At 39.5% G+C, this 10162-nt stretch carries 13 protein-coding genes; 3 read left to right on the plus strand and 10 right to left on the minus strand.

Annotation, left to right across the window (positions count from 1 at the left end; translation table 11 throughout):
* The first annotated feature begins 364 nt into the window (after positions 1 to 364).
* The gene (locus tag RMZ41_RS22075) at positions 365 to 1747 is read left to right on the plus strand and encodes a 1-acyl-sn-glycerol-3-phosphate acyltransferase (protein WP_322641338.1); all 1383 of its coding nucleotides are present in this window, start codon (positions 365 to 367) and stop codon (positions 1745 to 1747) included.
* A gap of 147 nt (positions 1748 to 1894) precedes the next feature.
* Here the strand turns inward: RMZ41_RS22075 and RMZ41_RS22080 are convergent, their stop codons facing one another.
* On the minus strand, positions 1895 to 2641 hold the full coding sequence (locus RMZ41_RS22080; RefSeq protein ID WP_322641339.1) for a Uma2 family endonuclease: 747 nt from the start codon (positions 2639 to 2641) through the stop codon (positions 1895 to 1897).
* Between the two features lie 148 nt (positions 2642 to 2789).
* Here RMZ41_RS22080 and RMZ41_RS22085 point away from each other — a divergent pair, with 148 nt between their 5' ends.
* Complete coding sequence (locus RMZ41_RS22085) at positions 2790 to 3038, plus strand: FitA-like ribbon-helix-helix domain-containing protein (protein WP_322641340.1); 249 nt, start codon at positions 2790 to 2792, stop codon at positions 3036 to 3038.
* Positions 3035 to 3307 (plus strand): type II toxin-antitoxin system VapC family toxin, encoded by a 273-nt coding sequence (locus RMZ41_RS22090; RefSeq protein WP_322641341.1) that lies wholly within the window; start codon positions 3035 to 3037, stop codon positions 3305 to 3307. Before RMZ41_RS22085 ends, RMZ41_RS22090 begins: the two co-directional genes overlap by 4 nt.
* Positions 3308 to 3361: 54 nt before the next feature.
* On the opposite strand, the gene RMZ41_RS22095 is transcribed toward RMZ41_RS22090, so the two are convergent.
* The 9 genes from RMZ41_RS22095 to cysE all read right to left on the minus strand — a co-directional run bounded on the left by RMZ41_RS22095 (position 3362) and on the right by cysE (position 9516).
* Complete coding sequence (locus RMZ41_RS22095; RefSeq protein ID WP_322641342.1) at positions 3362 to 3937, minus strand: Uma2 family endonuclease; 576 nt, start codon at positions 3935 to 3937, stop codon at positions 3362 to 3364.
* A 57-nt stretch (positions 3938 to 3994) separates the two neighbouring features.
* Positions 3995 to 5143 carry a PD-(D/E)XK nuclease family protein gene (locus tag RMZ41_RS22100; protein WP_322641343.1) on the minus strand — a complete coding sequence of 383 codons (1149 nt, stop codon included), beginning with the start codon at positions 5141 to 5143 and terminating at the stop codon, positions 3995 to 3997.
* A 260-nt stretch (positions 5144 to 5403) separates the two neighbouring features.
* Positions 5404 to 5946 (minus strand): (2Fe-2S) ferredoxin domain-containing protein, encoded by a 543-nt coding sequence (locus RMZ41_RS22105; protein ID WP_322641344.1) that lies wholly within the window; start codon positions 5944 to 5946, stop codon positions 5404 to 5406.
* Positions 5947 to 6052: 106 nt separating this feature from the next.
* Entirely contained in the window at positions 6053 to 6256 is a 204-nt protein-coding gene (nifT, locus tag RMZ41_RS22110) for a putative nitrogen fixation protein NifT (protein ID WP_100900485.1), read from the minus strand.
* Positions 6231 to 6518 (minus strand): nitrogen fixation protein NifZ, encoded by a 288-nt coding sequence (locus RMZ41_RS22115; RefSeq protein WP_012407236.1) that lies wholly within the window; start codon positions 6516 to 6518, stop codon positions 6231 to 6233. The genes nifT and RMZ41_RS22115 overlap by 26 nt, the downstream gene beginning before the upstream one ends.
* Positions 6505 to 7638, minus strand: a complete 1134-nt coding sequence (nifV, locus tag RMZ41_RS22120) for a homocitrate synthase (RefSeq protein WP_322641345.1) — start codon at positions 7636 to 7638, stop codon at positions 6505 to 6507. The genes RMZ41_RS22115 and nifV overlap by 14 nt, the downstream gene beginning before the upstream one ends.
* 371 nt (positions 7639 to 8009) lie before the next feature.
* The gene (locus RMZ41_RS22125) at positions 8010 to 8207 is read right to left on the minus strand and encodes a DUF2949 domain-containing protein (RefSeq protein WP_174710338.1); all 198 of its coding nucleotides are present in this window, start codon (positions 8205 to 8207) and stop codon (positions 8010 to 8012) included.
* A gap of 284 nt (positions 8208 to 8491) precedes the next feature.
* A complete protein-coding gene (locus RMZ41_RS22130; protein ID WP_322641346.1) occupies positions 8492 to 8737 on the minus strand; it encodes an Asr1405/Asl0597 family protein in 246 nt (81 codons plus the stop codon).
* A 38-nt stretch (positions 8738 to 8775) separates the two neighbouring features.
* Positions 8776 to 9516, minus strand: a complete 741-nt coding sequence (gene cysE, locus RMZ41_RS22135) for a serine O-acetyltransferase (protein WP_322641347.1) — start codon at positions 9514 to 9516, stop codon at positions 8776 to 8778.
* Between the last annotated feature and the right edge of the window lie 646 nt (positions 9517 to 10162).

Consider the following 10162-nt stretch of genomic DNA (forward strand, 5'->3'; position numbering starts at 1 on the left):
GCAACTCTAAAAGACTTGTGTGTATACCGTAGCCTAAAAGGAGAGATATAGAGAAAGGTTTTCCGATACCGTTAGGACTTACGCAAAAATCGCCAAAAAGATTAATTTATCGTTCGTGTAACGTTTCGTAGAGAAGAAACCGTAGAGTGTGCGTAAGTTTTAGGGGTGAAAAGTCAGTATTAAATAACCTGCTAAGACTAAGAAGGTATCTTAGTTTTCCAACCTTTGTGATGTGCTGTGCTTGGCACAATAAGGCAGATTTTAACGTTACTTCATTACTCAGGGCATATTACAGCCATTAGGATATCTTAAAAGAAATAATCATCAGGCGATTATAATCAGGGCATCTTTAGGAGAAACTACCTTGGCAGATGTAATTTATCAAGCACAAGCACCCTTAGAATTTATTCCTCCAGCGTTTAACCCCTTATTTCTACGAGTTGTCCATCTGTTGCTACCCAGTTGGATAAACTGGCAAACATCTATAACCCAAATTGAAGCAGACAACGTAGAGGTTCTGGTGGATCTCTATCGCCAGTTTCAGGAGGGTAAGATCCGTTTTATGCTGGCATTTCGCCATCCGAAAACAGACGATCCATTTTGTTTGACTTACTTGTTGTCTCAACTTGTACCAAAGATAGCGCGATCGCAGAACACAACACTACAACTTCCGATTCACGCTCATTTTATCTACGATCGCGGTATTCCTCTCTGGGCAGGTTCCCACGTTGGCTGGATTGCTTCTCGTTTAGGTGGGACTCCGATTCAGCGAGGTAAGGCTGACTGGACGGGGTTACGTTCGGCGCGTGACTTGTTTGCCAATGGGAAATTTCCGATGGCGGCTGCGCCAGAGGGTGCAACCAATGGTTTATCGGAGAATATCAGTCCCCTGGAACCCGGTATTGCCCAGTTAGGCTTTTGGTGTGCTGAAGACTTGCACAAAGCTGAACGCCCCGAACAGGTTTTAATTGTACCAGTTGGGATTAAATATAGTTACGTTGATGCTCCTTGGGGTGCGATCGCAAATCTTTTAAGTGAATTGGAAGCGGCTAGTGGTTTACCTGTGAATTCGTCAGAAAATGCTTCTATAGAATCGCTTTATCCCCGATTATTAACCTTGGCAGAACATTTACTGTCGCTGATGGAAAAATTTTACACCCGGTTTTATCATCTAAAACTGGCAGATATCAAAACAGTAGTAGGAGAAATTGAAGATAGAAATGAAGCGTTAGCAGTTCGTTTGCAAGCTTTATTGAATGCGGCGCTATTAATATCAGAACAGTATTTTGATTTGCAGTCAAAAGGTACTTTGAGCGACCGATGTCGGCGCGTAGAACAAGCTGGGTGGAATTATATATTTAGAGAAGATTTTAAGGATGTAAAAGGAGTATCTGCTGTCGAGAAAGCTTTAGGCGATCGCGTAGCCGAAGAAGCGAATGCGCGGATGTGGCACATGCGTTTAGTAGAAAGTTTTGTGGCGGTTTCTGGTAATTATATTCGTGAAAAACCGACGGTAGAAAGGTTTGCTGAGACGACTTTAATTTTATGGCAAATGATTGCTAAAATCAAAGGCGATAAAGGTGTACAGCGTCCACAATTGGGTAAGCAAAAGGTAAAAATAACTATTGGCAAACCCATATCTATTTCTGAGCGTTTCCCAGCGTATAAAGAAAATCGTTTATCTGCTAGACAAGCTGTTGCTGATGTAACTAATGATTTGCAACACGCATTAGAAGGATTGATTTAATTTCTAAAGAGATTCGCAAAACTTAAGCCTTTTAATGAAACATTAAATCGAACAATAATCTTTAGTAGTCTGAATAGGCTACTACGATAAAATATGCTTTAAACAGCAAACCTCAACTGCTGTTCAATAAAATCTTATAACCAAGAATTAATCAGACAATTCACCAAAACGTTCCCGGTAACGCTGCAAAAGTTGTTCAGCTAATTCTTTTTGCTGTCGTTCCTGTTCTGCACGAATACTTGCTTGTTCTGCACGAATGCTTGCTTGTTCTGCAAGTTCTTCTGGAGTGGGAAATCTATTACCTTGTTCATCAAACCAGTATAGCCACTCACGCTGCCATCCTTCATGGATACCTATACCTCTAGCAATTCCTAAGCCTATTTCTGGCATCCATGCAGGCTCACCAATTAGGCGCACATATTCTCCATTTTCTAAGCGATAAACTTCAAAAGCTTGATGTTTGTCACGCTGATAATAATCAGGGTTGTAAATAACATAATACAAGATACCTAATTGAGTATAAGCAGCCATTTTTTTATCGTATTCTCCCCCATAGGTTTGGGAAACAACTTCCAATACCAATGTAGGAGAAACGTTGTTTTCTTCTAACAAAACATAGCTTAAACGTCCCTTGGGATCATTTTTGCGCCGTGGGACTCCTATGCTTAGGAAACCATCAGGAATTATCGGAGTTCGGCGAATTTGACCTGTGCGGTCATAAATGCCCATATCAACACCAAAAAACCAGTCCCATCGGTCTTGCCAAATTAAGGCCAAGATTGCTTTTAATAAGTTAGGAATCAGGTTTTGTAGTTCATTATCCACAGGGGTATCGTCGGAGCAAGGTAACTCTTCTGAGGAAGGAAGATACTCAGGTGTGTTGTAGTCTAGCATGACAATTTATAGTCAAAATCTATGAATTAACGTCCGCTGAGTTCACATTAAGAGGATACCAGTATCAGCGGAAAAGAGCAATTATGACTGATAATAGCGTGTACACACGCTATAATCGAAATTGACATAAATATCTTATTAATTCATTTTGAACAATATTACTATATCTAATATTGATGATGACATCAAATCTCGTTTACAAAAACGAGCCGAAAAAAATGGTCGTTCTCTCGAAGAAGAAGCTAGAGAAATTCTTCGTCTGGCTCTAGCAGAAAATCAGGAACATCCCTTAAATTTAGCTACTATGCTTGAGCAGCGTTTTGCTGAGTTGGGAGACTTTGAATTACCAGAAATTCCTAGAGAACCTATTCGGAGGCTATCAACATTGGAAGAATGATTATTTTCGATACAAACGTTTTATCAGAATTAATGAAGCCTAAAAAGTCTGAAATAGTTCGTGTTCTTACTTTTGATCAAGCTGCTGCTGTAGCTTTTGCTAATATTGCATCTCAAAGACGACACAACGGTACTCCTATTTCCCAAGCCGATGCTCAAATTGCAGCTATTTGTTATACCCATGCAGCAACCATAGCAACACGAAACTTTTCTGACTTTGAAGGGTGTGGTATTTCTATTATTAATCCTTGGGAAGTCTCCAGCAGATAGAAGCTATACCCTTATACCCACAGTGGCTTGTCATTAGACATCACCTCTCATATATTAACCTGGAAATACTTTAGATAAATCCAAAACTAAATCAGGAAAATATGGCAGACTAACTGATTCATTTTGCAAAAAAATTAACTTGCGGCGATAACCATATTTACCTTGTAAATCTTTATAAGGTTCGCTGTAAGATTCTAGGTAGTTATCTACTAAATTAAATATCCAATAGTCGGAAATACCAGCTTCTGCATAAACCGATAATTTTACATCTTGGTCATATTTCAAAGTTGAATTAGAAATTTCAATTACCAACAATACATCAGACGGGCTAGGATGAGCTTCTAAATAGTCATCAGGACGATTTCGCACAATGACTAGATCGGGTTCTGGTTCGCTGTCATCAGGTATAATAATTGGTTCTTGTCCTCGAAGAATCGCTTTTTCTACAACCAGCTTGAACAACTCCCGATATAAGCGGGTGCTGCAAACAGAGTGCGGTGTACCTTTTGCTGCCATCTGGATTATTTCACCCTTAATTAGCTCAACTCGGTCATTCTCCTCAAAGAAGCCGAGTTCAGCTAGACGGTGATATTCAGCTATAGTAAAGCGTTTAGCAGTAGTAAGGCTCATAACAACTACCAGAATGCAGAGTTATTTTTATCTTAATATAGCTGTAACTGATTAATGTTATGTGGTGGAGGATGCTGAGGTGTCTAGGTCTTCTTTATCAGCTTCTGTAACTGTTTCTATACTTACACCCTTCCAGGGAAAGTCGAAATAGCTATTTTGAATCTTTTTTAGCTCATAAATCGATTCTAAAAAAAAGCTTTTGATAGCAAATAAATGGTCTTCTGTAGATAAAAAATATTGTAAACTTTTACGATAAAATATACTTGACCATTCTTGAGACTTATATAAATTAGAATGACCCCATATAATGGGTTGCTCATTAATAACTTTTCGCATAGATTCAATAATTTGCTGTCTGTTTACAAAACTAGGTGATACTTCCAACACTATACCCAGGGATGGATAGTCAGTTAAAATCTCTGGATTTAAATTAAAGTATCCAAGACCGCACCAAATATTCCAGCCAGAAAAGTGGGTATAGATAATATATCTACTTTTTTCTCTAAATTGAGTCAAACTCGTTGTTTGTCTCCTGGTCACACTTCCAAAATTTTCAGCAAATTTATCTTTAATTTCATCACTCAGAGTTGCTTCCATGAGATTGAGAGTTTTGTTAAAATTCACCATTGTCAATAAGTCAACTGATGAAAATTGATTTATGTGAGACATTCCATTTTTTCTCATAAAAATTAATATTTCTTGGGCTAATATATCAGTCGCATGTTGTTGTAAGCAGACATAAAATTGATGCCACCTCAATTGATAAAAACTTATCTTTGGCTCTAAATTAAATGCTGGAGTTTTGATTTTTTTTGGATCATAATCACGGGTAATATAAATTAAAATTCGATGTCTAATATTTGGTAATTTACTCAAAATATCAGCATATTTTTCTAACGCATTTTTGCCATCACGAGAACCAATTTTTGATTCAATAAAGATAACATCTGTATTTAAACCAGTTGAAAGTTCAACTACAATGTCCAATCTACTATCTTCAGTATGCCTTTCAAGTCCTTTATGTTTTTGTTGGGTTGAAATATTGATGCTGGAATAATTTTCATCACTAATGATTGAGTGATGTTTTAGCCAACAAAGTAAAATATCATTATTCAGAGACAAAAAATAAGCAACAATTTCAGTAAAAAAATCTTCACGTGGCTTGCTTCCTGAATGTAGGTTGAGTAAATTGCTAAACAAAGACATGGATTTTTAGCTATTTAAGATATTGGTGGAAAGTCCGCCTACACGGATTCTAGGAATTTGAAACCCAGGTCGTTTGGCAAAGTCTCGTATAGCCGCGAATTCTATTCGCCTGGGGAGGCTATTACTAGCAGTGCAGCAGTTATAACTTAGCCGATCGCAGTTTGACAAGATTACTGCATGATACTTACAACAAATAGGGGTAAAAATTTTACCCCTACAAAGTTGTGTATTTTTTTAAGAATAGCTAGAGAAGGTTACTACTATTGAGTTAAGTGACTTTCTAGCAAAGATGCGATCGCGTCAGGATGAATATTCTTGTATTTCTTTTTACCAAGGTGTAAAACACAGTTGGGAGCGCTGTTACAGCATTTTTGGCAACTGGTATGTTCAATACTAACTTTGTCTAACAAACCGCGATCGCACAAAGTTTTTTCTAACTCTGATAATAACCCTTTACCACCACGTTTGAGACAACCGCCCTTTTGACATACCATAATCCTCGGTTTTGTTTCAGGCGGTAAACATTGATTTTGACACCCATTAATTGGTGTCACCTGATAAGCTTTAATTTTAATTTCACTTGTACGCGAATCTATCTTACTATAACCACAGATGCGAACTTGCTGACCAGGAACTAAGGATGAACTTAAAGAACGGCGCAACTCTTTAGACAATTTAATTTCCACATTTCCAGATGGAATTGCCAATTGCAAGTATTTATATTTTCCTGATTCACCACCAACAAAACCTAGTAACTGTCCCTCAAGATTCAATTCTGATAACGTCAAATGTTTGTCACCCATGATTGATAAAAAGTTAGTAACTAGTCATTTGTCATTTGTCATTTGTCATTAGTTAAGAGTTAGAAGTTAAAATTCATTACTCCTAACTTCTAACTCCTAACTGCCATTACGCGAGGCGTTTAGCTTCTACTGTTTGAGGTAAATTTGCTGTGTCTGGCAAATCACGAAATTCTAATTCCCAACCATTTGCTAAGGTGAGAACTTTGCCATCATTTCCATCGGTTTGTTTGACTACTTCTTCTTCAAGGTCTTTTTTAGCAACGTAGACTACTAAAGTACCGGCATCATTCATGCGTAGCATTACTTTCATGAGATTCCTCAACAGATTCTAGTTCTTTTTTCTTACAGCCGACGACGAATCCTGTTTCCAAGAAATGCACAGCATATATATAGGAAGTCTGCAAATATGTTCCTATACTGGCTATGTAGCCGATATCTCCTTTGTTGACTAAAACTTGCCCGACTTCTTTACCAGGAAAAGTACCATCGTTCTTGAGCAGTTTCCGAACTCTGACTTTTTCACCAATTTCAAAAGCAGGTGGCAAGTTTAGCTCTAATTCATCGCGTTGCATGAGAGTACCTCTGTTCTCTGACCAAATTCAATAGTTCTTCTGTCGTCAGGCTGCGTTTTTTCTGTACCGATTGATGGCGCACTGCGTCTAAAACAGATTGGGTTTCTTGGGAGTTCAAGAAAATTCCATGCTGTTCTAGCAAGTTTGAAACCAAATGCCGTCCAGAATGTTTACCTAATACTAAACGCCGTTCCCAACCCACCTCTTCGGGGGCAAATGGTTCGTAGGTAATGGGATTCTGTAATACCCCGTGAGCATGGATGCCAGATTCGTGAGCAAAGGTATTTTCGCCAACGATCGCTTTCCAAGGTGGTACGCTAGCTCCTGATGCGGCTGCAACTAGTTGAGATAGTTCCAGCAAGCCGGGTGTGTCAATGCCTAAATCAACGCCATAGATGCGTTTGATCGCCATGACAACTTCTTCTAAAGCTGCATTTCCCGCCCTTTCACCCAATCCGTTGACTGTGGTATTCACTGATAAGGCTCCGGCTTTGATACCCGCAAGGGCGTTGGCTGTTGCCAGACCAAAATCATTGTGGGTGTGGATTTCTAGAGGAATCATCAAAGCTGAAACCAGCCGTTTAACCTTGTTGTAGGTGGTGAAAGGGTCGAGAACTCCTACGGTGTCGCAGAAGCGGAACCGGGATGCACCCCATTCTTGGGCATAAAGCGCTACATCTAAAAGGAAGTTTTCGTCAGCCCTGGAAGAATCTTCTCCGCCGACTGCTACCCAAAGACCTTGATCAACGGCGAAGCTGATACAGTCTTTGAGTTTTTGCAAACTTACTCGCCATTGGCCGTGGAATTTAGCGGCGATTTGAATACCAGAGACGGGAATGGCGATATGCACCCGGTTCAGTCCGCAAGCAATAGAAGCCTTAATATCTGAGATGACAGCGCGGTTCCAGCCGAGGAGCTTTGCTTGTAAACCCAAATCAGAAATTGCGGCGATCGCCCGGGTTTCTTCGTCACCCATTGCTGGTATACCCACTTCTAATTCAGGAATACCAATAGAATCGAGAAACTTAGCGATCGCAACCTTTTCTTCTAGGGTAAAAGCAACACCTGCCGCTTGTTCACCATCACGTAGTGTAGTGTCATTAATTATGATTTGATTCATTGCAAATATCCCTCTCTTGGAAGTATTCTTAATATCCTTTCTCTCTACAATCCCCAGCGATGGCAAATGCTAAAAATATCACAATTCATAATGTAGGATACATGATCCTTAATTATTGACTTATTAGCAGCATCGCATCTGTATGACAGGGAACTAAAACAATGTATAAATTACAAATCGTTTTTACCGATGTCAGTTGAAACCTCTTCGAGTAGCAATGAACTAATATAACTATTAGCAAACCCTGAACAAAGTAAAACACAGAAACCGGCAATTAAGGATGTAATCATCTTAGTAACCTCAGATTTTTTAGAGCATTGGTGTGTACTTTCGGCAGGTAATGGGACTGGAAGCTACAGGATACAAATTCGCTAACTGTGTTCTGCTAGCCAGTCAAAAATCTTTCCTAACTGTTCCAAATCAACTAAACCATACTGCCAGAGGAGCATCGGTAGTGGCCCATTTTCTAATTCACGGTGTCGCAGAGCTACAGCAATATCGGCATTTGAAAGTTCAAGTTCGTTGTGCAAAAAAGTGAGGAGTCTTATATCTCTATTCCGAGTCGCCATAAATGGTTGAACTTTCAATTTCTAATTTGGGAAAAACTTAAAAATTAGAAATTCCAATTTATATTTAGGAATTTCGCCTTTTTAATTGTTGCTATTTGTCAGGGAAGTTTTAGATTTAATAGAACAAATAAAATCTAAATTCCATCTAATCCATCTCAGTCTGCAATAAATTCTGCAAGCATACAGTAGCTTCAAACTCTAAACCTATTTGAGCTTTGTGCATCTATGAACAAAAAGGATAAAGTGCAGCAATTTCGTCATGAATTCAAGATTAATAGACGCGATTAATCGCTGTAATGCCAGCAACGCTCTAGCCACTCTAATAATTCTTGACGAGAACCAAGAAGTTGCATAACTGTACTGCGAATTAGAATCGCTTCTAGCAGATTGTTCACTTGCACTCGTAAAGAACCATCGGGGGAACAGCAGCTCTGAATTTTTAACTCTTGCAGTCGGTGATAGATTCGCCAGCGATCGCTCAGAGGAATCTGCAAAATATGATTTGTCATTTGTCCTTTGTCCTTTGTCATTTGTCAGTTGTCTTTTGTCCTTTGCTAATGACTGATGACTAATGACTCTTAACGCCTAAAGCTTGCAGTTGTTTTTCGAGTTCTTCAACGCGCGAGAGCAAAGAACGAATCACGGTTGCTTCCATATCGGGGAGCTTTCCATGTTCTAAAGGAGAAAGGCTGGCGTTTTCATTTCGGGAAATAATTCGGCCGGGAATTCCTACAACAGTGCAATCGCTGGGGATATTCCGTAAGACAATGGAACCTGCACCAATGCGGACGCGATCGCCAATTTGCAGATTACCCAAAACTTTTGCACCCGCCCCGATCACTGCATTTTTGCCTACCGTGGGATGACGCTTACCAGTTTCTTTACCAGTTCCGCCAAGGGTAACGCCCTGGTAAATCAGTGTAAAGTCGCCCACGATCGCAGTTTCGCCAATCACTACACCCATTCCGTGGTCGATAAACACGCCCTGGCCAATCTCTGCACCTGGGTGAATTTCAATTCCCGTCAAAAATCTCCCCAAGTGGGAAATGAAACGGGGGATAAAACCCACTCCTCGACCATGTAACCAGTGAGCAAGACGATGCAAACAGAGTGCGTGCAATCCAGGGTAGCAAAACACCACCTCTAGCCAATTCCGTGCTGCGGGATCGCGCTCAAAAATAATGCGAAAATCACTCAATAATGGCTCAAAAAAAACGCCAGAGAGTAAATTTTTCAGCATGGATCTATGTGCAGAATCCTGCATTTTGGTACTGGGGGGATCGCTAATACTGTCTAAAGACTGTTGCATCGGTAATGTCTATCTGGTAAAAGATTCATCTGCTATTTTTATGCTTATATCAGGTGACTTCTAACTCGATAGCAAACCCAATGCTGATTGGATTTATTGGATTGATTACAGTTGTACTCAAACGCCAAAATCCCGACTTAACATAACGTTAAAATTTGTCTGGGGTTAGGGGCGCTAGTATTTAACGATAGGGGTACTAGTATTTTTAGGACGAGGGTTAAGAATTTCTGTTCACGCTACAAGAAACTTTACCCGTAAGCCTTTGCTAAGATTTCGTCAAGATATTTTGCAATATATTAAGTTGTACTCAGATGCACTCAAACATGATTTAGATGAAGCTACAAATGCATTTTTTGTATATGCTACTACTATTAGTATCCTATTATTTGGTTGGGCGAAAGACGGGTTTCTTTATTTTCTTTTAGGATTTGCTGTCTGTATGCAGATATACGTTTCAAAATATAGTTATCGCTCATCGTGACTGTTTCCTTATTATATAGATGTGTGGGAATAGCGATCGCCAAAATTTTTATAAATCTCGTTTCCAGATTTAAATTTCGTTGCAGGTAGGTTAAGGTAAGAGACGCGATAAATCGCCGTCTCTACAAAGGACTGATTATTGTAGAGACGGCGATTTATCGCGTCT

It is taken from the genome of Nostoc sp. DedVER02 (genome assembly GCF_034530675.2).
GTDB lineage: Bacteria > Cyanobacteriota > Cyanobacteriia > Cyanobacteriales > Nostocaceae > Nostoc.

Excerpts from the sequence above, each read along its gene's own strand:
- RMZ41_RS22090 (WP_322641341.1), top strand. The coding sequence starts at position 3,035 with ATGATTATTTTCGATACAAACGTTTTATCAGAATTAATGAAGCCTAAA.
- RMZ41_RS22095 (WP_322641342.1), bottom strand. The coding sequence starts at position 3,937 with ATGAGCCTTACTACTGCTAAACGCTTTACTATAGCTGAATATCACCGT.
- RMZ41_RS22130 (WP_322641346.1), bottom strand. The coding sequence starts at position 8,737 with ATGACAAAGGACAAAGGACAAATGACAAATCATATTTTGCAGATTCCT.
- RMZ41_RS22115 (WP_012407236.1), bottom strand. The coding sequence starts at position 6,518 with ATGCAACGCGATGAATTAGAGCTAAACTTGCCACCTGCTTTTGAAATT.
- RMZ41_RS22080 (WP_322641339.1), bottom strand. The coding sequence starts at position 2,641 with ATGCTAGACTACAACACACCTGAGTATCTTCCTTCCTCAGAAGAGTTA.
- RMZ41_RS22105 (WP_322641344.1), bottom strand. The coding sequence starts at position 5,946 with ATGGGTGACAAACATTTGACGTTATCAGAATTGAATCTTGAGGGACAG.
- nifT (WP_100900485.1), bottom strand. The coding sequence starts at position 6,256 with ATGAAAGTAATGCTACGCATGAATGATGCCGGTACTTTAGTAGTCTAC.
- RMZ41_RS22100 (WP_322641343.1), bottom strand. The coding sequence starts at position 5,143 with ATGTCTTTGTTTAGCAATTTACTCAACCTACATTCAGGAAGCAAGCCA.
- nifV (WP_322641345.1), bottom strand. The coding sequence starts at position 7,638 with ATGAATCAAATCATAATTAATGACACTACACTACGTGATGGTGAACAA.
- cysE (WP_322641347.1), bottom strand. The coding sequence starts at position 9,516 with ATGCAACAGTCTTTAGACAGTATTAGCGATCCCCCCAGTACCAAAATG.
- RMZ41_RS22125 (WP_174710338.1), bottom strand. The coding sequence starts at position 8,207 with ATGGCGACTCGGAATAGAGATATAAGACTCCTCACTTTTTTGCACAAC.